This window comes from Candidatus Thiodiazotropha endoloripes, from assembly GCF_001708965.1.
Lineage (GTDB): Bacteria > Pseudomonadota > Gammaproteobacteria > Chromatiales > Chromatiaceae > Thiodiazotropha > Thiodiazotropha endoloripes.
Map to the genome: position 1 here is coordinate 1,611,277 of NZ_LVJW01000003.1, position 25,768 is coordinate 1,637,044.

At 51.7% G+C, this 25,768-nt stretch carries 21 protein-coding genes; 17 read left to right on the forward strand and 4 right to left on the reverse strand.

Going from position 1 to position 25,768, the window contains the following annotated elements; all coding sequences use genetic code 11:
- Window positions 1–21 precede the first annotated feature (21 nt).
- Window positions 22–1,146: an efflux RND transporter periplasmic adaptor subunit gene (locus A3193_RS07170; RefSeq protein WP_083218357.1), complete on the reverse strand. Its 1,125-nt coding sequence runs from the start codon at window positions 1,144–1,146 to the stop codon at window positions 22–24.
- Window positions 1,147–1,415: 269 nt separating this feature from the next.
- Between A3193_RS07170 and A3193_RS07175 the strand changes: the two genes are divergently transcribed.
- Complete coding sequence (locus tag A3193_RS07175; protein WP_069014404.1) at window positions 1,416–2,702, forward strand: esterase/lipase family protein; 1,287 nt, start codon at window positions 1,416–1,418, stop codon at window positions 2,700–2,702.
- A gap of 6 nt (window positions 2,703–2,708) precedes the next feature.
- Here the strand turns inward: A3193_RS07175 and A3193_RS07180 are convergent, their stop codons facing one another.
- Complete coding sequence (locus A3193_RS07180; RefSeq protein WP_069014405.1) at window positions 2,709–3,761, reverse strand: class I fructose-bisphosphate aldolase; 1,053 nt, start codon at window positions 3,759–3,761, stop codon at window positions 2,709–2,711.
- Window positions 3,762–4,008: 247 nt separating this feature from the next.
- On the opposite strand from A3193_RS07180, the gene A3193_RS07185 reads away from it, so the two are divergent.
- From A3193_RS07185 to A3193_RS07205, 5 genes are all read left to right on the forward strand, one after another.
- On the forward strand, window positions 4,009–4,821 hold the full coding sequence (locus A3193_RS07185) for an SDR family NAD(P)-dependent oxidoreductase (protein ID WP_069005555.1): 813 nt from the start codon (window positions 4,009–4,011) through the stop codon (window positions 4,819–4,821).
- 65 nt (window positions 4,822–4,886) lie between these two features.
- Window positions 4,887–5,813: an AraC family transcriptional regulator gene (locus tag A3193_RS07190; protein ID WP_305782009.1), complete on the forward strand. Its 927-nt coding sequence runs from the start codon at window positions 4,887–4,889 to the stop codon at window positions 5,811–5,813.
- Between the two features lie 77 nt (window positions 5,814–5,890).
- Window positions 5,891–6,565 (forward strand): alpha/beta fold hydrolase, encoded by a 675-nt coding sequence (locus A3193_RS07195; RefSeq protein ID WP_235614920.1) that lies wholly within the window; start codon window positions 5,891–5,893, stop codon window positions 6,563–6,565.
- 163 nt (window positions 6,566–6,728) lie between these two features.
- On the forward strand, window positions 6,729–7,319 hold the full coding sequence (locus A3193_RS07200) for a TetR/AcrR family transcriptional regulator (protein WP_069014407.1): 591 nt from the start codon (window positions 6,729–6,731) through the stop codon (window positions 7,317–7,319).
- Window positions 7,320–7,350: 31 nt separating this feature from the next.
- Window positions 7,351–8,064, forward strand: a complete 714-nt coding sequence (locus A3193_RS07205) for a hypothetical protein (RefSeq protein ID WP_139117006.1) — start codon at window positions 7,351–7,353, stop codon at window positions 8,062–8,064.
- A gap of 71 nt (window positions 8,065–8,135) precedes the next feature.
- Here the strand turns inward: A3193_RS07205 and A3193_RS07210 are convergent, their stop codons facing one another.
- Entirely contained in the window at window positions 8,136–11,042 is a 2,907-nt protein-coding gene (locus A3193_RS07210) for a Calx-beta domain-containing protein (RefSeq protein ID WP_069014408.1), read from the reverse strand.
- A 530-nt stretch (window positions 11,043–11,572) separates the two neighbouring features.
- Here A3193_RS07210 and gspD point away from each other — a divergent pair.
- From gspD to A3193_RS07265, 11 genes are all read left to right on the forward strand, one after another.
- Window positions 11,573–13,750, forward strand: coding sequence for a type II secretion system secretin GspD (gene gspD, locus A3193_RS07215; RefSeq protein ID WP_235614921.1), 2,178 nt, complete (start codon window positions 11,573–11,575; stop codon window positions 13,748–13,750).
- Window positions 13,751–13,960: 210 nt separating this feature from the next.
- A complete protein-coding gene (gspE, locus tag A3193_RS07220; protein WP_083218355.1) occupies window positions 13,961–15,709 on the forward strand; it encodes a type II secretion system ATPase GspE in 1,749 nt (582 codons plus the stop codon).
- Window positions 15,709–16,929: a type II secretion system F family protein gene (locus A3193_RS07225; protein WP_069005549.1), complete on the forward strand. Its 1,221-nt coding sequence runs from the start codon at window positions 15,709–15,711 to the stop codon at window positions 16,927–16,929. The genes gspE and A3193_RS07225 overlap by 1 nt, the downstream gene beginning before the upstream one ends.
- Window positions 16,926–17,411 carry a prepilin-type N-terminal cleavage/methylation domain-containing protein gene (locus tag A3193_RS07230; RefSeq protein WP_069005548.1) on the forward strand — a complete coding sequence of 162 codons (486 nt, stop codon included), beginning with the start codon at window positions 16,926–16,928 and terminating at the stop codon, window positions 17,409–17,411. Before A3193_RS07225 ends, A3193_RS07230 begins: the two co-directional genes overlap by 4 nt.
- On the forward strand, window positions 17,392–17,787 hold the full coding sequence (locus A3193_RS07235; RefSeq protein ID WP_071934342.1) for a type IV pilus modification PilV family protein: 396 nt from the start codon (window positions 17,392–17,394) through the stop codon (window positions 17,785–17,787). Before A3193_RS07230 ends, A3193_RS07235 begins: the two co-directional genes overlap by 20 nt.
- Window positions 17,774–18,445: a prepilin-type N-terminal cleavage/methylation domain-containing protein gene (locus tag A3193_RS07240; RefSeq protein WP_071934343.1), complete on the forward strand. Its 672-nt coding sequence runs from the start codon at window positions 17,774–17,776 to the stop codon at window positions 18,443–18,445. Before A3193_RS07235 ends, A3193_RS07240 begins: the two co-directional genes overlap by 14 nt.
- Window positions 18,442–19,353, forward strand: a complete 912-nt coding sequence (locus tag A3193_RS07245) for a type II secretion system minor pseudopilin (RefSeq protein WP_069014410.1) — start codon at window positions 18,442–18,444, stop codon at window positions 19,351–19,353. Before A3193_RS07240 ends, A3193_RS07245 begins: the two co-directional genes overlap by 4 nt.
- Window positions 19,354–19,379: 26 nt before the next feature.
- Window positions 19,380–20,459: a PilN domain-containing protein gene (locus tag A3193_RS07250; protein WP_069019960.1), complete on the forward strand. Its 1,080-nt coding sequence runs from the start codon at window positions 19,380–19,382 to the stop codon at window positions 20,457–20,459.
- A gap of 41 nt (window positions 20,460–20,500) precedes the next feature.
- Window positions 20,501–21,097 carry a type II secretion system protein GspM gene (gene gspM, locus A3193_RS07255; protein WP_069005543.1) on the forward strand — a complete coding sequence of 199 codons (597 nt, stop codon included), beginning with the start codon at window positions 20,501–20,503 and terminating at the stop codon, window positions 21,095–21,097.
- On the forward strand, window positions 21,094–21,648 hold the full coding sequence (locus tag A3193_RS07260) for a type II secretion system protein N (protein WP_069014411.1): 555 nt from the start codon (window positions 21,094–21,096) through the stop codon (window positions 21,646–21,648). Before gspM ends, A3193_RS07260 begins: the two co-directional genes overlap by 4 nt.
- Before the next feature lie 188 nt (window positions 21,649–21,836).
- Window positions 21,837–22,331, forward strand: coding sequence for a low molecular weight protein-tyrosine-phosphatase (locus tag A3193_RS07265; protein WP_069014412.1), 495 nt, complete (start codon window positions 21,837–21,839; stop codon window positions 22,329–22,331).
- Window positions 22,332–22,478: 147 nt separating this feature from the next.
- Here the strand turns inward: A3193_RS07265 and rne are convergent, their stop codons facing one another.
- Window positions 22,479–25,493 carry a ribonuclease E gene (rne, locus tag A3193_RS07270; RefSeq protein WP_083218604.1) on the reverse strand — a complete coding sequence of 1,005 codons (3,015 nt, stop codon included), beginning with the start codon at window positions 25,491–25,493 and terminating at the stop codon, window positions 22,479–22,481.
- Window positions 25,494–25,768 lie beyond the last annotated feature (275 nt).

A 25,768-nucleotide genomic window follows, 5' to 3' on the forward strand; every position in this document is an offset into this window, starting at 1 on the left:
CCCTATGCTTGGTGTTGCCGGCTATTGGTAGTTCAGATCTTCAGGTCGCTGTATCGCCTGTTCTTTGTCCGGCATCAGCCGCACCTTCATACCTTCGACCAGAAACGGGGTTCCGGCGGTGACGATCCTGTCTCCGGGCATCAATCCTTCCAAAACTTCTATATTTTCGCCCGACAGGCGTCCGACCTTCACGGTTCGGGGCAGAACCGTCATACTCTCGGATTCAATCACCCAGGCTTGAGGATCCAGTTTGTAGTCACCAACGATTGCACTGGCGGGTACAGTGAAGACGCTGCTGCCGCCACTGTCGAATTTGCTGAAATCGACAGTCACCTTGGCGGTCATGCCTGGCAGGATATTGGCACTCTCCACTCTTTGCATGGTGTAGGTGATTTGAAAGGTCTGGGTCTTGGCGTCGGCCTGGGTGGTGATTTCACGGAAGGTCAGTGGGAAACTGCTGCCGGGAATGTCGGCAAACGAGACACTGACCGAGACGTCGTCTTTGGCTCTCGCCCGGTCCTCGGAGGTCAATCCCCGCAGCAGACTTTCCGGTACATCGAATTTAACCTCCAGCTCTGAGATATCCTGCAGCACCAGGATCGACTGCTTCGCCTGAATCTCTTCAAAGTTTTCGATATTGAGCCGGGCGATGGTGCCATTGAATGGCGCTGTCAGCTTGGTGTAGTTGAGATCCTGCTGGGCAGCCTCCAGGGAGGCCGTGGAGCTTTTGAAGTCCGCCTCAAGTCGATCGAAATCCATCTTCGAAATATTGCCCTTTTTTATCAGTTCCTTGGCTCTGGTAAAGTTGCGCTTGGCCTTGTCAAAATTGGCTTTGCGATCGTTATAGACGATCTGCAGATCGGTGGGATCGAGGGCAGCGACCTGTTGTCCAGCCTGAACCTGATCCCCCTCTTTGACCGCCACTTGCTTGAGTACACCGGAAACCCGAAAAGCGAGCTCCGCCTTACGGCCGGCATCGATTCGTGCCGGAAAGGTACGGATTGCACCGCTGGCTGTGGTTTCAATCAGAAAACTCTTTACCGGACGGACCGCGTCGGTCTGAATGGTGACAGGGGGTTCACTGCAACCACTGAGAGAGAGACAGACCAGGGCTAACCCGAAGACGGTACGATTGGACTGATACATAGTTAGCTTGCACTCCAGCTGAATAGGCCCAGCAGGCTGGACTTTTTATATTCTTGGTTTAACCTGAATCTGTGGGTCGATGACGGCATATGGCCCGAGTCGTGGCGATCGCTGGGGTACAAAATTGTCTGCTAAATCGATCAAGCGTGGATTTTTGATTCCAATGGGAATCCAATAATTAACACTTAGTCTCGCGTATGACCCCACAGGTTCAGCTTTAGCTTAACTTTAACGCCAATCAATAAAAATAGACAGCTGGTGACAGCACAATGAAGCTTGTAAAAACCCTTAATATCCTCGGTTTATTAGATCGGACAACCATTCCGTATTCACTGTTGAGCACACTGTTTACGATACTGCTTCTGAGCATCATGAGCAGTGGCTGTTCACTGTTGGAGATCTCACAACAGAGCGAGGGTGTGAATAAGGCCGGGACCATCTCCGGTCGTGTCGTGATCGAGAGTGGCAGTGATGCGCCGGTGACGATTCTGCTTTTTACCAAACAGGATTTCGCACCGGAGCTGGAACGTAAGTATATCTTGCAGGGGGACGGGGAGTTTCGTTTCTACGCAGAGGAAGGTAGCTACTATGTCGCTGCTTTTCAGGATACCAACCGGGATAGTCTCTATCAGCAAACCGAACCGGCGACCCTGTATGGTGGTAGTGATCTGTTCAATGCCACGCCGGTGGTGCTGCAGCCAAGTAACCATGTGGAACTGGATACGCTGATACTCAAGGGCCCGATTGCCAAAAAAATAAACCGGGACAATATCTCTTTTGAAATTGAACAGGACCATACCGGTGAAGTTGCCTCACTGGATGATCCCAGATTCTCCCGTGAGATCGGTTCACTGGGATTGTGGAAGCCGATCTCTTTCATCGATCAGGTAGGTATCGGACTCTATATGCTCAGCTCACCGGAGGCGAAGCGGATCCCTGTGATTTTCATACATGGCGCTGGCGGGACACCCCTGGAGTTCGCCGATTTGGCAAAAAGCCTGGACAGCCAACGCTTTCAACCCTGGGTACTCCACTATCCAAGCGGTTTGCGATTGGACATCGTCAGCGACTATCTGGTGAAAAGCATCAATCAGCTGGAGAGTCAGTATCCGTTCGACAATTTCTATTTGATAGCCCACAGCATGGGTGGACTGGTGATGCGCTCAACGGTTAAGAAATATACCGAGAGTGAACATCATCCAGTGATCGGCTTGACCATGACCATCAACAGTCCCATGGATGGGATGGCGAGTGCCAAATTTGGTGCCCGGTCGTCACCGATTGTCATTCCCTCTTGGCGGGATATTGCACAGAACAGTGAGTTCCTCACCCTTATCAGGGGTTGGCCCTGGCCAGAGGAGATACCTTATCACCTGGTGTTCTCCTATCAGGGGGGTGATAGTGATGATGGGGTGGTTGATCTGGAGAGTCAGATTCCTTTGTCGTTGCAGGCTGAAGCAACACGGTTATACGGATTCAATGCCGGACACGCGACGATTCTAACCAATCCGGAGTTTATCCAGAGGTTTCAAAATATCCTCGACAGCAGCTTATAGACCAGCTCAGGCGATGGTAATGCTGTTATCGAGGTAGACATCCTGAATGCTGTTAAGCAGGGACACACCTTCACTCATAGGTCTTTGGAACGCCTTGCGCCCTGAGATCATGCCCATGCCACCGGCCCGCTTGTTGATCACCGCAGTACGTACAGCCTGTGCCAGGTCCCCCTGGCCCGAGGAGGCACCGCCGGAGTTGATCAAGCCGGCGCGTCCCATATAACAGTTGGCCACTTGATATCGCACCAGATCGATGGGGTGCTCCGAGGTGAGGTCACTGTAGACCTTGTCGTGAGTCTTGCCGAATTTAACCGCCAGATACCCCTTATTGCCTTCGGCCTGTTTCTGCTTAACGATATCCGCCCCAATGGTGGCTGCCAGATGGTTGGCCTGACCTGTGAGGTCTGCCGCAGAGTGATGATCCACTCCGTCCACCTTGAAGGCGCTGTTTCTCAAATAGGCCCAGAGTACGGTCACCATGCCCAGTTCATGAGCCTGTTGAAACGCTTCTGAGATCTCCATGATCTGGCGGCGCGACTCCGGGGAGCCGTAGTAGATTGTGGCGCCAACCGCCACCGCCCCCATATCGAATGCCTGTTCCACAGATGCGAACAGGGTCTGGTCATAGATGGCCGGATAGGTGAGCATTTCATTGTGGTTCAGCTTGACCAGAAAGGGAATCTTGTGGGCATAGCGCCGTGACACCGAACTCAGCACCCCCAAGGTTGAGGCGACAGCATTGCAGCCCCCCTCGATGGCCAGTTCGACAATCTTTGAAGGATCGAAATAGATGGGATTCGGTGCGAAGGAGGCACCACCCGAATGCTCAACTCCCTGGTCAACCGGCAGTATCGAGAGGTAGCCACTACCTGCCATTCGACCGGTATTGAAGAGGCTCTGCAAGCTACGCAGTACTCCGGGTTTGAGCTCCTTGTCGGCGACAACCCTGTCCACATAATCCGCACCGGGAAGATGCAGCATGGATTGGTGTATGGTCTCGCATTGGTGGCTCAACAGCTGTTCCGCCTCAGAGCCGAGTAGGGTGGTGATGTCGGTCATGGTTTGTTCCAGGTGGTGATTCTGCACCATGAGTATAGATAGTTTGTGACGATATGTAAGTGGCCGGGTGGATCGTTTTTTCCATGCTGTGCAGCGGGCTTTTTGAAAGGGACCGGAAAGAACGGATAGAAGATTCGTTTTATTGGATGGCATGAATGGATAGTTATCTGTCATCTTCTGCCAGTGTGTGTCGTCTTCCGAATATCTAGACTGTTTACATCAACCTGAATAACAGAGGAGACGACTCATGACACAGACGAATACAGCTTTGATCACAGGGGCATCCAGCGGTATCGGTAAAGCGCTTGCCCGGATTCATGCAGACAAAGGCGGTAACCTGGTGCTGGTGGCCAGGTCAGGTAATAAACTTGAAACATTGAAGAGTGAACTGGAGTCTGAACAAGGGATCAAGGTCACTGTCATCGTTGCGGACCTTTCCGATCCTGACGCCGCGTATGATATTTACAAGCGTACCGAAGAACTCGGCATCGTTGTGGATACCCTGATCAACAATGCGGGGTTTGGCGGTCATGGCCTTTTCCATGAGCGGGAACTGGCAGCAGAGCAGAAAATGATGCAGGTGAATATGGTCAGTTTGACCAATCTGACTCACCTCTATCTGCAAGGTATGGTGGCACGCCAACGAGGACGCATCCTGAATGTTTCATCCACAGCGTCCTTTATTCCCGGTCCGCTTCAGGCTGTCTACTATGCCAGCAAGGCGTACGTGACTTCGTTTACCCAGGCCATTGCGGAGGAGGTGGCCGAATATCAGGTCACCGCAACCGCCTTGTGTCCCGGTGCGGTGGATACAGGATTTGTCAAAGCCGGTAATCTGGAGGGGGTTGATGTATGGAAAAATGCCAAGTCCGCTGAATCGGTGGCAGAATATGGATATCGGGCTATGCAGAAAGGTCAGCTTGTTGCAATCAATGAAAAGGGCCTGGATCTGATGTTGAACTGGATTATTCCCCTATTACCGAGAAAGCTGGTACTGAAAATATCCCGCCAGGGAATGGAGAAAAAAGTACAACCTGTTGAGGCAAAAACCACGTCATGAAACGCGCCAGTAATTTTACTGTCTCCCCGAGTTGGGCGATCTTATTCAGGGACATGCAGGTTGATATGTCTGCTGTACTGAAACATGCAAATCTGCCTGCTGATCTGTTCAACAGGGAAGATGCGACCCTTACTCCGGCCCAGTACTACCAATTCTGGCGTAGTCTCGAAGTGATTGTCGGCGAGCAAAGCATCGCACTGCTGCTTGCCAAGCATCTGAGTGTCGAGTCGTTTGATCCGGCAATCTTCGCCTCTATCTGCAGCCCGGACCTGAATACGGCTTTGAAACGACTGAAAGAGTACAAGCCGCTGATCGGCCCAATGATACTGAGCATCGAGATCTCACCCAAGCAGACACGACTGTCGATTGAGTGCTATGGACATGAAGAGAATATGCCAAGTTCGTTAGGTATAACCGAACTGGTGTTTTTCACCCAATTGGCTCGTATCGCTACCCGTTCCGAGATCAGACCATTGGCTGTGCAGCTACCCATATTGCCTGAAAATCTTCAGCCCTACGTGGACTATTTCGGTTGTCGATTGAAATCTGCTAAAGAAGTCGCAATCAGTTTCAGTGCGAAAGATGCAGCGATGCCGTTTCTAACTTCAAATGCTTCTATCTGGTCATTTTTTGAAGGTAAGTTGAATCAACGTTTGAAAGACCTGGATGCTTCCGCCAGTTTCACACAACGGGTTAAATCGGTCCTTCTTGAGGCGCTCCCCATTGGTGAGAGTTCAATTGAGTCTGTCGCTCAACGGCTTGCCATGAGTAAACGGACCTTGCAACGAAAACTGAATGATGAAGCCGAGACCTATCAATCGGTACTGCAGAATGTACGATCTGAACTGGCAGATCACTACCTGAAAAAATCCCATCTCTCATTAGGAGAAATCTCTTTTATGCTGGGGTTTCAGGAACCCAACTCATTTATTCGCGCCTACAGTACATGGAAGGGTGTCAGTCCAGGGCTGTTCAGAGAACGGTTTCAGTAAATACCACAAACATTGATGGAAATATGAGACAAAAACTGATCCTTTTGACATTTTTTTCACTGATAATTCTCTTATTGGTGCCAGCCTGGGAAAACCAGGCTGAGTCCAGTGAGCCAGGTGAAAAGGAGGTCGTTGTACTGTTGCATGGCCTGGCCCGCAGTAATACGGCAATGTGGCTGTTAAAGCAGAGACTCGAAGAGGCGGGCTTCCATGTGGAAGCCATTGACTATGCCTCGTTCAATCAAACATCTCAACAGATCATTGGGAATATCACGAATCAGATTAATGAGTGCTGCAAGTCGATCAACAACCGGGTTCATTTGGTCGGTCACTCTCTGGGAGGCTTACTGATACGGGCCTATCTGGAGCATAATCAGATACAGAATCTGGGTAGAGTGGTATTAATCGGAACACCAAACCAGGGCTCTGAGGTGGCTGACTATGCAAATCAGAAATGGTGGGGACAGTTAGCCGGTCAGGCTGCATTATCACTCGGAACCACTAAAGAGAGTTTTCCAAATACCTTGCCTGAGCCCGATTATCCAGTTGGTATCATTGCCGGGGTCAGGGAATCTGATAATGAAGAGTTGATACCCGGTCTCGATGACGGATTGGTTTCAGTGGAATCGACCAAGCTTCGAAATATGCAGGATTTCATAGCCGTACCATCCGGACATTCCATGATGCGTTACAACAAAGTGGTTGCAACTCAAACCATTATCTTTCTGAAAAGTGGAAAATTTAATCACTGATACTCTGTATCAATAGTCCCTATTTGTGACTCCAACTCAGTCATACCCCATTTTTTTATAAACTTTTTCTACTGCAACATCTTTTGCAACTCAGTTACGCTACTTGACAAAATAAAACAGACTAACTAGTCTGAAATAATATCAGACTGAATAGTATGAAATAATGCCAAGACACAAAGAGTTCAGCGAAGAGGAGTTATTGCAAACGGCGATTCTGCTGTTTTGGGAAAAGGGCTATTGTGATGCTTCGGTTGATGAGTTGATCAAGCGATCCGGTGTGGCCAAATATGGTATCTATGCCACGTTCGGTTCAAAGCGAGCGTTGTTCAAAGCGGTCCTGAATCAGTATGCCGAGGACAGAAAAAAGGATATCCAGCGGCCATTGAGAAAGCCGTATGCCGCCTTACCGGAAGTTCTCTCATTCTTTACAGCGCTACCGACAAAATTAACCAAAAAGGGCTTTCAATATGGTTGTTTGATGGCCAATACCGGCATGGAGCTTGGTGTACAGGATCAGGAGTTCAGCAGTATGGTCAAAGCTTTTTTTGATGAGACAGCTGATACGATGAAGGCATGTCTGGATCGGGCCGTGAACTTACAGCAGCTTGACAGCCGTGCTGATACTGAAGTCCTTGCCAGGTTTTTGATCAATGAGTTCAGAACACTACTGATGTTGGCTGCCAGCGGTAATAAGAAGAGAGATCTTAAACTACAGATGGAAACTGCTCTGACGATACTGCAAGACACTCAATGAGTTATCGGCTTAACCTACCATGGTGATCGACATGAATCTTTCGATAGTACCCATCTATCTTGCGATTGTTTTCCTCTTCTGCTTTCTGATAGTCAGACAGGCTTCGAAAAATGAGATTATCGCAAAAGCTGTTGAGCGAAAGATTCTCTTGCTACTGCTCGCATTTATCCTCTGGAGTGTATCGGTTGCACTGTTGGCGCTTGGGGATCAGCATGTCTCGCTTATCGCCACAATACCTCTGTTATGGCAGGCATTCGTACCTGTAGGGATCTGGATTACAGCAATTTTCCTCTCTGCTGATTTGCGCTCAGGCTTGCTTAAGATTGCCACCCATACACCGGCTCAATGGTTAGTACTGATCCAGGCACTGCGGCTTGGCGCAATCGGTGGCATTGTCAAAGGATTGAATGGTGAGATTGGCTCTGACTACGTCTTCTGGATCGGAGTTCCGGATTTCCTTTTTGGTTTGTCCGCTCTGCTCATTGGCTTGTTGATGTTCAATCGAGAGATCAATGTACGTCTGCTGATCGTCTGGCATCTGATCGGGTTTTCACTGATATTTTTCCCCACCTTTCTGATCATGAGCTATTGGATGAATGAACCCGGGTTTGTCTTTATCTTTGAATATCCGATGATACTTGCGCCGGGGATGTTGGTTCCTTTGCTGATCTCACTTAATCTGTTACATGCCTGGGGATTGTTTCAGAAACAGAGACATTCACATCCGCAAGGCCTGCAGACCTGATATCCACTCCAGTTCATACTGGGACACAATTCAGCCGAGGGTGATTCCTGCGGTTTGGCTTAAGACACCATTCAGGACTGCTCACTTTCTACAGTGGCTGGTTCTGTTTCGGCTGGTGGGCTGGCAGAATTTTCAGTTTGTGATTCCGTTTCTGACTCACTGGATTGATCGGATGGGGGTTCATCACCAGCCGTATCCTCCGGCATGCTGACATCAAGCTCTTCCGTCTGTTCACTGCTCTCGGCGGCTGCCTTGCAATTGGCTTGATCTTCAGCAGATCCACAAGATGATTTTTGATCGGCCTTTTGCTTTGACTCGGCATCCATATTGGCCATCCTCTCCCGCTGCTCCTCGGCTCTTGCGCGTCCATACTTTCGCAGATTGATCTCGAATACCTGGAGACCGGAGGAACCGCTCTCTCCGGAGCCTCTGTTTTCCTGGCGACCAGAACTGCTCTGCTGACCAAACTGAGAGCTATTGGATGAGCCAATGGTTGAACTTGGTGTCGGGGATTGAATGGAAACAAAGGGCAGGGCATCATCATCGATGATGCGGATAATGGCTGTGCTCGGATCGGAAATCACTGCACCGCCACCTGCGTTGGAGAGTATCAAAGTAAAACTGCTCTCTTGTTCATAAATCGTATCATTGATGATATCGATCGTCAGGGTTCGACGGCTGAATCCTGCCGCAAAGGTCAAGGTACCACTGATTGCATGATAGTCCTCATTCGCATTGGCTGAGCCGTTCAGAGTGTTGTACTCAACGGTGGCATCGATATCGAGATTACCCTCACGAAATAGAGTCACCCTGAGTTGACCGGCATTCTCTCTGACTTCGTAGCTGACGGACTCCAGTGATATGGTCGCAAAATTGGTGTCAGGATCATCATTCAGGATAGAGATGGTTGTTGACGCCGGCGATCCAATATCCGCATCACCATCCAACTCTGTGATCATGAGCTGAAATCGTTCGCTCTCTTCGAAAAGATCATCGTCGATCAGTTCGATGGAGATCTGCTTTTCAGTCTCTCCCGGTAGGAACCGTACCGTCGACTCAGTCTCGACAAAATCAACTTCTGCCAGTGCCGTATCAGCAACTGTCCGGTAGCCGACTTCGATCGTTCCTGCTGTGCCATCTGTACGAACCAGACTGACAAGAGCCTCACCACGGGATTCGTTAACCGCTACAGAGACGGAGCTGAATGCAACAGTGCCGGCACCATCATCATCCAGAATGACTACCTCAACCTCATCCTGATGCCCGAGAGCGGCATCACCCCTGACATCGCTCAACACTATCTGAAAAGCTTCATTCTCTTCGTCGTCCCGGTCATTGATAATCGGTATTTCAATTGTGCGCAGTGTCTCCCCATCCGCAAAGGTCAATCTGCCGGACTGACTGAGATAATCACTGCCGGCTACGGCGTCATCATCACTGGTGGTGAATTCAACGGAGACTTCACCTTCACTGCTGCCCACCCGTCTGACGGTAACGATCAAACGGGAAGTGTTTTCATCGACTGAGTATTGGCTTTCATTGAATATCAGCAAGCTTTCATCAGCGGAGCCCGAATTGCTCAACAGCAGATCATAGGCGGCTGAGACATCGGCCAGGCCATAACCATATTGATCGTCGACTCCAGTTTCGCCAAGATCGACTGCACTGTCGTAGAGTGCGGTCTCAATCTGCGAGATCGGGGTGTCGGGAAAGGCGCTCTTGAGCAGCGCCAGGGCGCCGGTAATGTGCGGGGCTGCGAAAGAGGTACCGGAAACCACGTTATAGGCAACCGGCAGTCGATCGGTGGTATAGACTTGTGAGCCAGGCGCCACCAGTTTCGGGTAGATTCCGCCATCACAGGCGTTGGGGCCTCGACTGCTTTGAAACTCGATCTCATCCAGCAGATCGATCGCACCAACCGAAAGCGAACCTGAGTTGTTGGCCGGACTGATACTGGTCTCTGCAAACGGACCATAATTGCCTGCAGAAAATACCACCCCGATACCGGCTTCCCGTAACAGCCGAATATCCTCATCAAACTCCTGATAACACTGGTTGATGGTGTTGGCGAACCCCCAGGAGTTGTTGACCAGGTGAGGGGCGTCATCAGTCAGTGGGTCCCCATCGGGATCGAGCAACCACTGAAAAGCCAGATGGATGGCGCTGAGAGTGGTCTGATTCGCATTATCAAAGATTCGTGCAGCGATCCATTTTGCTTCAGGGGCCATCCCGACCTGATAGCCGCTCTCATCACCAGCGAGGATCAAGCCGAGTGCCTGTGTACCATGTCCTACCAGGTCGATTGGCAACTGCTGATCACCATAGTAGGGATCGAACCAGCTGTTGTCACCACCTCGCCAGCGGTCAGCCAGATCCGGATGATTCACATCGACACCGGAATCCATGATCCCGACAACGACCCCTTCTCCCCGAATCTCCCGTTCCCAGAGTCTCGCCGCATTGAGCTTCTCGATATTCCACTGGGGCTGACTGTCAACATCCTCCACTTCCGGGGTATTCATGGTCAGGCGCATGTCAGCGGTTACCCGCTCGACCCCGGGCAGTGCCGAGATCGCATCGATCATCTCGGGGGGGACATCCAAAGCGATGCCATTGATTGTCCAGAGAGATTTCAGCCTTGTTTTTACGCCATGCTTTCTGAGCAGCTCGGACAACCTGGCTGAGGCTTCCCGGGTTTGTTGTTGCAGGCTGCTGAAGACGTTTTGACGAAACTGCTTGCGTTTCAGCGTTCGGCTCTCTTTGCGGCTGCGAAATTGCTCGGATTTCTGGTGCTGCTCTTTCAGCTCGCTGATGCTGTATTCTTTAGCAAACCGAACAATCACAGGTACCCGATCGAGTCTTGTCGCATCCGAAACCAGCTTTTCAGCGTCTGCGGTCAGTGCCGCCGCTGCGAAGAGCATCGGTTGGTAGATGGTGAGTGCCGCCAGAACTACAGCGGTTGTAAATCGGTTTAGCATGCCTGGTTCGCCACAAAAGACGATTAATTCCTCGAATGCGTGGATACCTGTTATATAAGGTTCATACTGACAGTGAATTAACTATATTCTCTGTACATATCGGGCGATATGCTGACTACTACTACCAGTGGATGAGGTCTATTACTACCTTGGGTGCAGTGAATGGGCTTCCTAGTTTATCAGACTTGGTTCTTAAGGTACTGTAATTGTTGAATATTGTCGATTTAAGGATCACCCTGGACAGTAGCTGTCTTGGTAGGGTATTTATGCATCAAAGGTAAGGAGTTACCCCATATGCAAATACACCCTCCCATCAATCATACTATTCTCTGATTTCTGCTGAGATAGTGTAAGGAGATTTCTGATCAGGTCGGAGGCAATGGATTGAGTTGATTCTGCTGCTGTGCATTTGCATTGAATGGCTGCAGAATTCAGATTTACGAATAGTTGCGATAGTTTAGGAATTGATCACAGGAAAGCCAATGGGTAACAGATTTAACAGATTTTCGGTAGTTTTGCTGTCAGCAGTTATGACAATGCTACTGGCTTCCTGCGCCCAGCAACCCAAGGTGGATGAGTCTGCCGAAGGTAATGGGGTGACTTACTACAATCAGCAACGTCCCGAACTGTCCACCTCAAGTGCTGGTGATCAGAATGAGCTGGTGCTTTCCCAGGAGGTGAAACGGGAACCGGAGTTTTTTGTCCGTGAGGGCAGCGGTGAGTTCATCAACCGTAAGGCTCAGGCGAGATCACAGAGTCAACCTGCGAAAGGGGACATCACCCTGAACTTCGAGGCGGTCGACCTGCGGGAAGTGGTGAAAGTGATCTTCGAAGAGATTCTGCGTGAAAACTATCTGATCGACGATAAGGTTCAGGGAAAAGTCACCATCCACACCACCTATCCGGTCACTACAGAGTCCGTATTGCCGATTCTGGAGAATATCCTGCAGATGAACGGTGCGGTGATGGTGCGTAATGGTGCCCTCTACAAGATTCTTCCCGCAGCTGATCTCAAAGGCATGGCAATGAAACCCTCAGTAGGACAGGGCCAGGCAAAAATGCGTGCGGGTCAGGGCGTACAGATCGTTCCACTGAAATACATCTCTGCTGTGGAGATGAAAAAGATTCTCGAATCGTTCACCACGAAATCGGAACAGATTCGTATCGATCCAGGCAGAAATCTGATGATCATCAGCGGCTCTTACCAGAAGATCAACAATCTGCTGCAAACCATCAAGATGTTCGATGTGGATTGGCTGAGCGGGATGTCCTTCGGTCTGATCCCACTGAAATACACCGATGCGAAGACCCTCACCGATGAGTTGAAAAATATTCTCGGGGATGGTGATGCCTCACCCCTGGGTAATATGATCAAGTTGATCCCGGTTGAACGGCTGGGTGCGGTGATGGTGATCAGTCAACAGCCCAGATATATCGACGAGGCACGACGTCTGATTGCTCAATTCGATCAGGGGAGTGACAAGTCGCCTGACCGCAGGCTCTATGTTCACCATCTGAAAAACGGCAAAGCGGAAAATATCGCCGCCATCCTGCAGAGCATATTCGGCAATGAGGTGGCTGCAACCGATTCCGCCGGTCCTCTCAGCCACAGTGATCCATTGCTGCGTTCCAATGTACGCTCACCGACAACCACCGGTATCGATCTGAAAAACAGCAATGCGGATCGGGAAGCCGCCTTGACCAAGGATCAGCCGACGCTGGCTGCCGCCGATGATCCATCCGCTGATCGATCCGAGACCACGAAACCTGGGGGCGGTGCCGCATCGACCGCGACGATCATCGCCGATCCAGACAACAATGCGATCCTGGTTATGGCCAGCCCCAAGGATTACCAGAAGATCAAAGCAACCATCACCCGGCTCGATGTGGCCCCCAAACAGGTGATGATCGAGGCGACCATCGCCGAAGTGCAGCTGTCTGACAACCTCAGCTACGGTGTGCGCTGGTTCTTCAACGGTTCCACCGGTGGTGGGCGTCCCTACCAGGGTGGTCTGGGCTCGCCACTGCCCGACAACGTTGGTGGCGATGGATTTGCCCTGGGGCTGTTCAACAGCCTGGATGATCTGAAGGTGTTTTTCGATATTCTGGAGAATGAGTCTTCGGTCAAGTTCCTCTCTGCCCCGCAGATCATGGTGATCGATAACCAGACCGCCAGTTTCCGGGTTGGTGATCAGATTCCGATCGTTACCCGCTCTTCACAGAGCACCACAGATCCTAACGCACCGATCGTCTCTGAGGTTCAGTTCCGGGATACCGGTACCCTGTTGCAGATCACACCCCGTATCAACGAGGGTGGCATGGTCACTCTGGAAGTCAGCCAGGAAGTGAGTACACCCGGCTCGGCACCAGCGATCGGCGGTGGCGGCAATGTGGCAATTTCACAACGGACAATTGAGAGTACGGTTGTGGTCCATGACGGTCAAACCGTGGTGCTTGGTGGCTTGATCAGAGAGAACACCAGCAGTGGCCAGGCCGGTATCCCCGGTTTGATGCATATTCCGCTGCTTGGCAGTCTGTTCAGCAGTACGACAAAGGATATCAGCCGTACAGAACTGATAATCACCCTGACACCAAAAGTGGTACGGAATCCGCAGGAAGCCTTCGATATCTCCCAGGAACTGAGAGAGAAAATCAAAGAAGCCACACTGTTTCAGGATGACTTCTACCGGCGTCGGGCGGTGCAGTAAGCGATCCATGAACAGGGCTCATGGCCTTGAATTGTCTGCCGACAGATCTCGAGGTTAAGATTCAGCAGATACCCAGGGCAACTGCCTATTTATCCCCGCTGTCTGGCGTTTGTAATGTGGCGCTCAAGGATCTATCCCATTGTTACGCTACACTAGACGGTAGCGATACAATGAGTGTCAAATTTTCTGCAGTCCGAACACAGGCATGGGATGAATACAACGAGTCGCAGCATCAATAACGAAACCCTCTCGGCAGACGATCCTGATCAACTGGAACCGGTCTATACCAGTCAGCCTATCTGTGTTGCACTGGTGGCTTCCGGGCGTTTGGGCATGGCGGATGCGGATCGGGCGGTACGTCTGAAGGAGAGTCAGCAAAGCGACGAGTCGATCGGCAATATTCTGCTGCAACTGGGGCTGATTTCCGATCGTGATCTGGCCCAGGCTCTGGCGGAAATCTGCAGTGTGCCTCTGGCCGAGCGGAAAGACTATCCGGAACTGGCCCATCTGAGTGAGAACATCTCCGCCAACTTTCTGAAACAGCACCGACTGGTGGTGTTCGACGATCAGGAAGAGCACATTCTGGCGATCATGGTCGATCCCAGTGATCGCTTTGTCGTCGAAGCCCTGGAGCTGATCAGTGGCAAGTCAGTAAAACTGCTTACCGGTATCGCCAGTGAGATCGATGAGACCATCCAGGAGCATTTCAATGAGCTGCAGAAGAGCAGTTCAGCCGAGGAAGGGGATGGACTTGAGCACCAGTTGCTGCTGGATGATGTCGAGCAACTCAAAGAGCTGGCCAGCGAGGCGCCGGTTATCAAGATGGTCAACCAGATCATCCAGAGAGCGGTTTCCAGCAAAGCCTCGGATATCCACATCGAACCCTTCGAGCAGGTGCTGAAGATCCGCTATCGGGTCGATGGCCTGTTACGTGAAACAGAACACCCATCGATCAATATGGCGCCGGCGCTGATCTCCCGTATCAAGATCATGGCCCACCTGAATATCGCTGAACGCCGTCTGCCCCAGGATGGACGCTTCAAGATCCGTGTGCATGGCGCCACCCTGGATCTGCGTGTCTCCACCGTACCGACACTGCATGGTGAGAGTATGGTACTCAGGCTGTTGCAAAGGGATGAGCTGAATCTGGATTTTGCCAGCCTTGGTTTTGAGAGCGCTACCGAGCAGCGCCTGCTGGAAATTCTCGATCGTCCCCACGGCATCGTCGTCGTAACCGGGCCCACCGGCAGTGGTAAAACCACCTCTTTGTATGCCGCGCTGAACTATCTCAACCGCCCTGAAAGAAAGATCCTTACTGTTGAGGATCCGGTTGAATACAATATCGAGGGCGTCAACCAGATACAGGTGAAATCGAGTATCGGGCTCGGCTTCAGTGAGGCTTTGCGGTCTATCGTACGACAGGATCCGGATGTGATCATGATCGGTGAGATCCGTGATCAGGAGACCGCCAAGATAGCGGTGCAGTCTGCACTGACCGGACATCTCGTGCTTTCATCCCTGCACACCAATGATGCCGCCGGCAGTATCACCCGGTTTCTCGATATGGGGATCGAGGCATTCCTGCTTACCTCGACTGTGAATGCGGTTGTCGCCCAACGACTGGTGCGTAATCTTTGTCCCCATTGCAAGCAGTCCTATACGCCGCCGGCGGAGATTCTTGCCCGTTTTGCCGCTATCCAGGAGTCACCTACCTTATACAATGCTGTCGGCTGTGATCAATGTGATGGCAGTGGCTATCGTGGGCGAAGTGCAATTATTGAGATGATTGAGCTGAGTGAAGCGATGCAGTCTCTGATACTGCAGGGCAAAGACAAACATGCCCTGGCAGCCTGCGCCAAACAGGAAGGGGCGAAATCCATGTATGAGGATGGTCTGCATAAAGTGGCCCGGGGCATTACCACACTGGAAGAAGTATTAAGAGTCACCCAGGAGAGTTGATGGCCTCTTTTCTCTATAAAGCAGTTTCATCGGATGGTGAGATCATAGAAGGGGTGCTCGAAGCGGTAAGCCGGGAACACGCGGTGAACCAGATACACCTCAATGGTCAGGTGCCAATCCGTGTAGAAGAGAGTCAGCAGAAGAGTCATCAAACCTCCCGCAAGCTTTTTAAACGCAAAAAGATTGCCCAGAGTCAGGTGGTCGCCTTTACGCGTGAATTGTCGACACTGCTGCACTCCGGGCAACCCCTCGATTCAGCGCTTGGTATCCTCGTTTCGATCTCCGGAGACGACTCCCTGTTCAGCCAGCACCTGATGAGTATTCGGGACAGCCTGAAGAGCGGTCACTCGTTCGCCGATGCCCTGGCCAAGGAGGAGGGGGTATTCAGTAACTTTTATATTCAGATGGTACGGGCCGGCGAAGCAGGTGGTGCTCTGGAGAGTGTGCTCTCAAGACTCTCGGTTCATATGGAACAGGCCCAGGAGGTCAGAAGTTCACTGATTTCAGCACTGATCTATCCGGCGATCCTGTTATTTGTCGCCATCACATCGATCCTGATCCTGCTGACCTACGTTATTCCCCAGTTCAGTGAACTGTTCATGGACATGGGGGAGGCGCTGCCTCTCTCCACACAGATCACCATGGGTCTTGCGACTTTTCTGCAGGATTATGGCTGGGTGCTGGCCCTGGGGGTGATCCTGGTGGTTTTCTTTTTCAAGTGGCAGATGAGTCGTAGACGGTCGGCAAAACGCTGGCATGCTCGATTACTCAACCTGGGAGTGATTGGACCAATCGTCAAGCAGGTGGAAGCGGCCCGCTTCTGCAGAACCTTGGGGACGCTTTTGGAAAATGGCGTACCTTTGTTGAAATCTGTGGCGATCGTTAAGGATACCATCGGTAATTTTGTGATTGCCGATGGGATGGATCAGGTCATCAAGAATCTGCGCTCCGGTCAGAGACTGGCCGATCCACTGGCCGAATATGCTCAGTTTCCTCAATTTGCCCTGCAGATGATCCGGGTTGGTGAAGAGTCGGGTCAGTTGGAACCGATGTTGATGCAGACCGCAGAGATCCTCGATATGGAGACCCAGACGCTGATCAAGCGGGCGCTCAGCCTGGTTGAACCGGTGATGATTCTAGTGCTCGGTTTGATCATTGCCGGTGTTGTGATGTCCATCCTGGTGGCCATCCTGGGGGTTAACTCACTGGTTGCCCTATGAGTAGATTAATTTTTCAAAGCCGGGGTTTCACACTGATCGAAATGATGCTGGTGCTGGTATTGATGGCGATGATGTTCACCCTGACACCACCGTTGATGCATAAAGCTTTTCCGGCACTGAAGTTGAAGGCCGCCGCCAGGGATCTGGTTCAGGAGATTCGCTTTGTACAACAATCCGCAATCATTTCCGGTAGCGAATCGAAGATCAGTTTTCAGCTGCAGACCGATCAGTATCAAAGTGATCTGGTAAATCAGGGCGCAGTCAGACAGCTGCCAGAGGGGATCAGTTTTATTGCAGATGCTAGTGTAAGCCGTGAACAGATTCTGGTCCTGCACTTCTATCCCGATGGCAGTTCAAGTGGTGGGTTAATCCGCCTCGGTAACAAGACACGAGGCTTTGTCATTACCGTGGACTGGTTGACCAGCCGGGTAGAGATACTCGACAGCAGTGATTTTAACGAAGATGCGTCATTCAAAGTCTGAGGGAATGTCACTGATCGAAGTGCTGGTGGCCTTCGTCATTCTCGCCATGACGATGAGTGTCATTCTGCGAATTAACTCCGGTGCGGTAAGAAATCATCAGGTTGCCTCACACTATTTTGAAGCTGTCGCTATTGCTCAATCCCGGCTTGAGCAGATGAGTGCGGAGGTCGATACGGACAGCTACAGTGAACAGGGGGTCGATCTGGATACCTATACCTGGACCTACCTGCGCCAGCCCTACAGTTGGAACGATGCGAAACTTGTGGCACTGCCATTGATTGGGATCGAGGAGAGTTTGAAGATCAGCTGGGATGCCCCTGGCGGTACCCGGGAATTGTCCTTTACTCGAATCGGGGTGATTCGTGACAAACCCTGAAGTTGGTCATTCCGCTTTTCGAGTCAGGCTAGATCAATACCACCGCTGTGGTGGCTTTACACTGCTGGAGATCATGATCGCCTTGCTGCTGCTGACGGTCATTACCACCACCTCTGTCTCCATGTTGTTCCTGAATATCAAAGGTTGGGAGCGGGTCTCGGATAGCAGCGACAGACAACTGGCGGAGTTGCTTACCACAGCGAGAGTGGAGCAGATCATCCGCAATATCATTCCCCTGACTTGGCAACAAAAAAATCGTGCCCGCCTGTTGGCCTTCATGGGTGATGCCCAGCAGGTTCAGTTTATAGCTCCGGCTCCACAGCAGTATCAGCCAGGCGGATTGTTTGAATATCGCCTCTCTCTGGAAGATGACTTCGAACAAGGCAGGATGCTGCTGCTTCACTACACCCCACACAATCCGAAGCAGAGTCAGTTTGTTCTGCCTCAAGAGGGGCGCAGGCGCATACTCCTGTCCGGTCTGGAGCATGTCGAATTCAGTTTTTTCGGATTTCTGCCCAATCGCAACGAAGCGGAATGGACCGATCGATGGGAGCCACTCAATAACAACTATCCCGAGCTGGTGAAAATCAGTTTTACTGAGATGGGCATGACTATTCCCCATGAAAAGATTGTGAGAATAAGGCGCAACGACTCATGACCCGGCAAACCGCTCATAACAGCAGAAGAGTCAAAGGAAGTTTTGCTGCTTCCCGGCACAATCGCGGTGTTGCGCTGATTCTGGTGCTTTGGCTGGTTGCCTTGCTGACCATTATTGCGGCCAGTTTTTCCACCCAATCGAAAGTTGAAAGCAGGCTTGCGGGTAATGCAAAGGATGCCTTGCAGGCAAAGCTATTGGCCGAGAGCGGCTTCAGTCGTGCGGTGATGGAATTGATGGTTATCAGTCCACAGCAACGATGGAATTTCAACGGTCAGCTCTATCCGTTGCAGACATCCCAGGGGGATCTGGAGATATCAATACGGAATGCTTCCGGCCTGTTGGATCTTAACAAGGCTTCCGGTGACCAGTTGAACAGATTGTTTGTGCTGATTTCAGATAATCCAGAAGAGAGGGAGGCCTTGGTCGACCGGCTCAATGACTGGCGGGATGCGGATGACCTCAGAAGACTGAATGGTGCGGAAGACAAGGATTACCGTGCCGCAGGGTATGATTACACCACCGCTGGCAAAGATCTGACCAGCCTTGAAGAGCTGGCCTATGTGATGGGCTTTGATGCCGCCCGGGTGAATCGTCTGCGTCCCTATGTCACACTCAATTCTGATGCCGCCACTGTGGATTTCCGCTATGCCTCCCAGCAACTGACAGCCCTGTTGACCTCGAGCGATCAATCTGGCTCAGAACTGACCGAGGCTCTGGATCAACTGGATAGTGAATTGGCGGATCTTGACCTCTCCCAGGGTGGGGGAAGCTCACAAAGCAAAGTGTTTCGTATCGAAGTCAGTGCCAGGACAAAACAGGGAGGGCATGCCAGAATAGTGGCAGATGTGGGTTTAAAAAACCGGGGCAGAAAACCTTATTCGATTCATTCCTGGTATGAGTCGTTATAAGTGCAAAAACCGGATAGAATCTTTAAATGGCCGTACAAACATTAAAATATCAATGGCTGGGTTTCTGGAGCTGGTGGAGTGGCGAAATCAGTTCGTTCATGCCGGAGGGCTTGCGCGCGTTGTTCAGTGGCGGCAGACCGGCGCAGTTGCTCTATGAGGATGAGTCGCTTCGGATCGTCAACCATGGTCTCAGTGGTGAAGAGGTTGAGCAGAATTATCTGAAGGTCATCGATTTTGATAATCCGGACCAGAAGCGGTTGCTGGCTTCTGCGAGTGAGATACGCCTCTGTCTGGAAAGAAAGAAATATTTGTTCAAAAAGGTCACTCTGCCGATCGAGGCGGAAGAGAATCTGAGAGAGGTGCTGGCATTTGAGATGGATCGCCAGACCCCCTTCAATGCCAGCCAGGTCTACTATGACTATGTGATCAATGGGCGGGACAAGCAGAATCGCACACTCGATATCACCCTGATACTGGCCCCGGTGGATAAAATCTCACATGCCCTGGAGCAGTTGGATGAAAACAACGTCAGGATCAACGCAATCTCACCCTGTGAGGAGACCGACCCTAAACTCAATGCAGTCAATTTACTGCCTCCGGAAAAGCGGGAAAAACCCCGCAAGCGCTACCGGCTAATCAATCTGTTACTTTTTTTCATACTACTGGTGGTGCTGATCGGTAATCTGGTGCTGCCGGTATGGCAGAAATCCAAACTGGCGGCTCAGCTGGAAGATCAGCTTAAACAGAGTCAGCAGCAGGCCAATGAGGTCTCGAAACTGAGGGATTCGGTTGCCAATGCCGAGTTGGAAAACAGATTTCTAGAGGATAAGAAAAGATCCTCGATGCAGATACTTGAGGTACTCAATGAGCTGACCCTGCTGCTGCCGGATGATACCTGGGTGAACCATTTCGAAATCCGTGACGATAAGGTGCACATTCATGGGCAATCTGTCGCTTCCGCGGTACTGATACCACTGATCGAATCATCCAAGCTGTTTCAAAACGTCTCCTTCCGTTCACCTGTAACACAGAACAAAAAGAACAAAACAGAGCGCTTTCATATCTCAGCTGAGTTGATCTCCAGCCAGGCGGGGGAAGAGACATGATCGATGCAACCGCAACCGCAACAGCTGCTGGGGAGGGGTGAATGATAGAATCCCTGACACCCACACAGAGTCGCCTACTGGCATTGGGGCTGTTGCTGTTACTGGTCGGCTTGAGTCTGTTTGCAGTGATCTATCCGGCCTGGACACTGAACAGTCACTATGATGAAAAGATCAGCAATCATCAGCATCAGATTCAGCTCTATCAGCGGATCTATTCACAAGCGGACCATTATCAGTCGGAAGCGGCCCGTCTGAAACGCGTCCGTCAGTCGGATCGTCGCTATCTGCAGAGCAAAACCGATTCCCTGGCGAAGGCTGAACTGCAGCGCCGGGTGAAGGGAGTTGTCTCATCCAAGCAGGGTGAAATTCTCAGTACCCAGATTGTAAGTAACGATCAGGAGGATGGCTTCAGTCGGGTGGCGATTCGTGTGCGCATGAAAAGCACTCTGGAGAACAGTGTCTCGATATTCCACAAACTGGAGAGTGAAAAACCTTTCCTGTTTGTCGATGAGATCGTGATTCGAAGTCGTCCGATTGCCAGACGCCGGTTGCCGGCAAACAAAAAGATCAAAAAAACCCTCGAACTGCTGGATATCGACTTTAAATTAGTGGGGTATTTGAAGGGGCAGGATTCATGAGTCCCTGGAAAACATTTTTCAACTTTCTGACCCTGCTGCTGTTGATCGTCATCGGTCTGGCATCCGCGATGTTTGTCTATCAGTGGAGTAATCCGGTAGAGGTGAATGCATCGGAGAATCTTCCGGCCAGCTCCGCTTCGAACCAGACAGCCAAAAAAGCCTCACTCACCCGTTTTAACCCTCCATCAGTGACTGTCTATCAGGAGATCATGGATCGCCCCCTGTTCAGGGAGGGGCGGGTACCTCCAGCGGAGCCAGAGAAGGAGGTCAGCAAGCCTGTCGCACGGCAGATACCATTGAAACTCCGACTGGAAGGGGTTGTGATCACGCCGAAGAACAGGGTTGCCGTGATCCGGGATCTCAATACCAACCGCTTACTACGGGTTGCCCAGGGTATGAGTCAGAATGACTGGAAGCTGGAATCCGTGGATCATTCCACTGCGACGGTTGTACGACGTGGCAAAAAACACAATCTCGAGTTGAAAGTTGATAAGGTCAAAAAGGGCGGGCTGCCCAAGAAGGGGCTGCCATTCAGGCCTTCCAATAGATAGTGGATAATTCCGGATTGGGGATTGGACAGATTCCAACCGGCCTCTCAATCATCATCAATCAGTAATATCTTTCCTTGGTAATCAAACCGGACTCTGCCGAATAGGGTAGACTATCCCAATTTGAATAGCGCCATGATGGCAGCTGGCTGCAGGCGTCGTCACCCGATTAAAGGTATGAGAATAGCGATATGACAGGTAGTGAAAGAATCGAGGTTCTGTTCGTTTGCATGGGCAACATTTGTCGATCCCCAACCGCACAGGGTGTCTTCCGGGATATTGTGGAAAAGGCAGGTTTGAGTGACAGAATCATTACCGATTCTGCCGGTACCATCGACTACCATGCGGGTGGCAAACCGGATCGGCGTGCTCGGGAAACCGCGAACAAACGGGGTATCGATCTGAGTGATCTGCGTGCCCGCCAGGTGAGGCTGAGCGACTTCGATCAATTTGACTATGTGTTGGCCATGGATCGCTCAAACTTTGAGGACTTGAGTGCTCTCTGTCCGTCAGGGGAGGAGCATCGGTTGCATCTGTTTATGGATTTTGCCCCCGGTCGAAAAGAGCAGGAGGTGCCTGATCCTTATTATGGAGGTGCCGCCGGTTTCGAAAATGTCTTTGATATGGTTGAAGAGGCCTCCCGCGGACTGCTTGAACATATACGTCAGCAGCATCTTATACGCTAAGCCTGGAGAGGTTTCAGTCTGGATTGATCATCGATCCAATATCCCCGGATATACTTTGCAAAATCCCTGAATGGTTTCTGTTTGAATTGAGCTTGGCTCAGGCAGAAGGAGGGGCTCAGCCCCTCCCTGACCTTCACAACTTAAGAATCAATCTCCACTGGCGTCAGCAACTTTGACGTCGGTATTGGCTGCAGGCTTCTTGGTCTCAACCTGAACGGTTTTGGATGCTGGCTGAGCACGGCTCTCCTGAGCCTTTTCAATGGTCGCCCTGGCTTCCGGTTTCGCTGCTTGTGGTCGAGGTGTGGCCCTGGCTTCCGGCTTTGCTGCTTGTGATTCAGGTGTAGCCTTGGCTTCCGCTTTCGCTATTTGTGTTTCGGCAGTGGCATTCGTTTTCGGTTTTTCAACCTTGGCGCTTTCCGCTTTGCTCTCTTGAGCGATCGGTTTGGTCTCAACCTGCTGCAGCTTCACCGCTTTGGGTTTTGGCTTTGGCTTTGGCTTTGGTTTCACAGCGTTCTCGACAGGCTCTTTGCGGGCAGAGGTCTGTGTTGCTTTGGTTTCCGCCGGCTTCTCCTTAATCTCGGTTTTAGCCTTGGTTGTCTCAACCTGCCCGGCAGGTTTCGCCGGTTTGGCTTTCTGCTCACTCGGTTTCGATTCAGCTGTGGTTGTTTCACGCTTTTTCGCCGGCTTGAGACCAGCCTCCGGCTTGCTCTCTGAGCTTGCCTGGGATTCTACCGGTTTGGCTGTTGCAGGCTCAGACTGGGCAGATTTGGCTTGTTGCTCGGGTTGAGGTTTGGCCTTTGGCTTCTCTTTTGGCCCAGCTTCTGCTCTCTCAGCAACGCGATCAACCTGTTGAGGTTTCTGTTTTGCCTCAACCCGGCTGTTGTCATCCCGCGACTCGGTCTCTTGTTTTGCCTCAGTCGATGTTTCAACTTTAGCGGCCCTGGGCGAGGCAGGTTTCTTCTGTGCCCTGGGCTGTTGTCGCTTCGGTTTCTCCTGACTCTTCTCTTGAGACTTCTCCTGAGCTGGCGCTTCCGAAGTCGCTTCGGTTGCGCCATTGTTTACAGTGGTCTGCTCATTGTTCCGTTCAGCGGCTGAGCGTCTTCTGCGGCCACCGCGACGTCCCCGTCTCGACTTCGGCTTAGTCGTGGTTTCCGTGTTGTCACCTGCAGCAGCTGCCGTGGCCGGTGCGGCCTGCTCCTGGGGCTTTTTCTCCTGTGTGGCGCGCTTGTCGGCAGATCCGCCTGCTTTGTTGCCGCCACGCCGTCTGTTGGACGGTTTGTCCTGGTTTCTGTTGTCACCGCGACGCTCACCGCCGGCGGATTTTACATTGCGCCCACCAGGCTGAGCGGCGCGTCGGCCTCGACGGTTATTCGAATTGGATCCGGACTGTTGACGGGCGGGGGCCTTTTTCTCTTCAGCTTCAGGCTGTACAGGTTCTGCTTCCTTGGAGGAGAAGATACTGAAGATCTTTTTCAGAAAACCGGTCTCGCCAGTCTGGCTATCGGTTGCTGCCGGTGCAGGTGTCGGTGCCGGTGCCTCCGCTCTCTGTGGTGCCGGGCTGGCCGGTGCGATGGATTTTACTGCCGGCTGTTCGGATTTAACCTGCTTTGCGGTGATGTACTCTGCAGTTTCAGTCGTTTCATCGGAGACCATCTTATAGCTGGAGACGGTATCGTCTTCGTCCGGCAGATCGCTGGCGCGGATCCGGTCAATCTGGTAGTTGGGTGTCTCCAGATGGATATTGGGAATGAGAACAACCTCAATCGACTGGCGCTTCTCGATGTCATGAATCATCTGGCGCTTTTCATTCAGCAGGAAGGTGGCCATATCCACCGGCAGCTGGGCCATGATGCGACCGGTATTCTCCTTCATCGCCTCCTCTTCGATGATTCTCAGCACCGAGAGGGAGAGGGATTCCACGCCACGCACTGTGCCGTGTCCTTTGCAACGGGGACAAGCCTGTTCACTGGCTTCTCCAAGGGAGGGACGCAGGCGCTGCCTCGACATCTCCAACAGGCCAAAGCGGGAGATCCTGCCGATCTGAACCCGTGCACGGTCCTGTTTCAGCGCCTCTTTGAGACGATTTTCCACTTCACGCTGATTTCGGGAAGGGGTCATATCGATGAAATCGATGACAAACAAGCCCCCCAGATCACGTAGTCTGAGCTGACGGGCAACCTCATCGGCTGCTTCCAGGTTGGTGTTCAGCGCAGTCTCTTCGATGTCGGCGCCTTTGGTTGCCCGGGCGGAGTTGATATCGATAGAGGTCAGGGCCTCGGTATGATCGATTACAATCGCGCCACCGGAAGGCAGGCTGACTTCCCGTTGAAAGGCAGATTCGATCTGGCTTTCGATCTGGTAGCGGCTGAACAGGGGTACTTCATCATCGTAGTGGCGCAGCTTTTTGCTGTATTGCGGCATCACCTGGTTGATGAAACGCTCCGCTTGGCCGTATACATCCGCGTCATCGATGACGATCTCGCCGATATCCGCCCGCAGATAGTCCCGAATGGAGCGAATGATGACATTGCTCTCCTGGTAGATCAGAAACGGGGCGGGTTTCTCAGCAGAGTGCTCGATGGCAGTCCAGAGCTGGATCAGATAGTCCAGATCCCACTGCAACTCTTCGCTGTTTTTGCCGACACCGGCAGTGCGTACGATCAATCCCATATCTTCCGGGATCTGCAGTTCACTCATCGCTTCCCGCAGTTCGGTACGGTCCTGACCCTCAATTCTGCGGGAGACGCCTCCAGCTCTGGGGTTGTTTGGCATCAACACGAGATAGCGTCCGGCCAGAGAGATGAAAGTGGTCAGCGCAGCACCTTTATTGCCACGCTCCTCCTTCTCGACCTGAACGATGACCTCCTGACCCTCTTTCAACGCCTCCTGGATATTGACGCGCCCTGATGACTCCCTGGCTTTGTTGGTGAAGTAACTTCTGGAGATCTCTTTGAGGGGTAAAAAGCCGTGGCGTTCTGCACCGTAGTCGACGAATGCGGCCTCCAGGCTGGGTTCGACACGGGTGATACGCCCTTTGTAGATGTTGGCTTTTTTCTGTTCCCGGCCGGGAATTTCGATATCGAGATTAAAGAGTTTTTGGCCATCGACGATGGCAACACGCAACTCCTCAGGTTGAGTTGCGTTGATCAACATACGTTTCATATTGTGTTATCCGTACAGCCGCCCGACGTCCCATCCCAATGAGCAAAGCGACACACCTTCATGAACAGGCATAACAAATGCCTGCTCAGTTCTGGAGCATCACTCAGCAACCTCCGGGGCTGGGAGGGTGTTCCAAACCAGAAAACTAGCTCGGACGGCTGAAAAACTGTTAAAGTTCGCCGCTCGGGATCTGCTATTGACCGAACTGATCAAGGCGCTCAGAGCTGGGAGTGTGACATGGATTTTTCTATATGGCCCGGTAATCGCTTCCAGGG

What these genes read in the sequence shown, in the direction of transcription:
- A3193_RS07180 (WP_069014405.1), bottom strand. Translation starts at nt 3,761, where the DNA reads ATGACCGACATCACCACCCTACTCGGCTCTGAGGCGGAACAGCTGTTG.
- A3193_RS07260 (WP_069014411.1), top strand. Translation starts at nt 21,094, where the DNA reads ATGAGTCCCTGGAAAACATTTTTCAACTTTCTGACCCTGCTGCTGTTG.
- A3193_RS07185 (WP_069005555.1), top strand. Translation starts at nt 4,009, where the DNA reads ATGACACAGACGAATACAGCTTTGATCACAGGGGCATCCAGCGGTATC.
- A3193_RS07265 (WP_069014412.1), top strand. Translation starts at nt 21,837, where the DNA reads ATGACAGGTAGTGAAAGAATCGAGGTTCTGTTCGTTTGCATGGGCAAC.
- rne (WP_083218604.1), bottom strand. Translation starts at nt 25,493, where the DNA reads ATGAAACGTATGTTGATCAACGCAACTCAACCTGAGGAGTTGCGTGTT.
- A3193_RS07245 (WP_069014410.1), top strand. Translation starts at nt 18,442, where the DNA reads ATGACCCGGCAAACCGCTCATAACAGCAGAAGAGTCAAAGGAAGTTTT.
- A3193_RS07200 (WP_069014407.1), top strand. Translation starts at nt 6,729, where the DNA reads ATGCCAAGACACAAAGAGTTCAGCGAAGAGGAGTTATTGCAAACGGCG.
- A3193_RS07205 (WP_139117006.1), top strand. Translation starts at nt 7,351, where the DNA reads ATGAATCTTTCGATAGTACCCATCTATCTTGCGATTGTTTTCCTCTTC.
- A3193_RS07170 (WP_083218357.1), bottom strand. Translation starts at nt 1,146, where the DNA reads ATGTATCAGTCCAATCGTACCGTCTTCGGGTTAGCCCTGGTCTGTCTC.
- gspE (WP_083218355.1), top strand. Translation starts at nt 13,961, where the DNA reads ATGAATACAACGAGTCGCAGCATCAATAACGAAACCCTCTCGGCAGAC.
- gspM (WP_069005543.1), top strand. Translation starts at nt 20,501, where the DNA reads ATGATAGAATCCCTGACACCCACACAGAGTCGCCTACTGGCATTGGGG.
- A3193_RS07175 (WP_069014404.1), top strand. Translation starts at nt 1,416, where the DNA reads ATGAAGCTTGTAAAAACCCTTAATATCCTCGGTTTATTAGATCGGACA.
- A3193_RS07210 (WP_069014408.1), bottom strand. Translation starts at nt 11,042, where the DNA reads ATGCTAAACCGATTTACAACCGCTGTAGTTCTGGCGGCACTCACCATC.
- A3193_RS07230 (WP_069005548.1), top strand. Translation starts at nt 16,926, where the DNA reads ATGAGTAGATTAATTTTTCAAAGCCGGGGTTTCACACTGATCGAAATG.
- A3193_RS07250 (WP_069019960.1), top strand. Translation starts at nt 19,380, where the DNA reads ATGGCCGTACAAACATTAAAATATCAATGGCTGGGTTTCTGGAGCTGG.
- A3193_RS07235 (WP_071934342.1), top strand. Translation starts at nt 17,392, where the DNA reads ATGCGTCATTCAAAGTCTGAGGGAATGTCACTGATCGAAGTGCTGGTG.
- A3193_RS07225 (WP_069005549.1), top strand. Translation starts at nt 15,709, where the DNA reads ATGGCCTCTTTTCTCTATAAAGCAGTTTCATCGGATGGTGAGATCATA.
- A3193_RS07190 (WP_305782009.1), top strand. Translation starts at nt 4,887, where the DNA reads ATGTCTGCTGTACTGAAACATGCAAATCTGCCTGCTGATCTGTTCAAC.
- gspD (WP_235614921.1), top strand. Translation starts at nt 11,573, where the DNA reads ATGACAATGCTACTGGCTTCCTGCGCCCAGCAACCCAAGGTGGATGAG.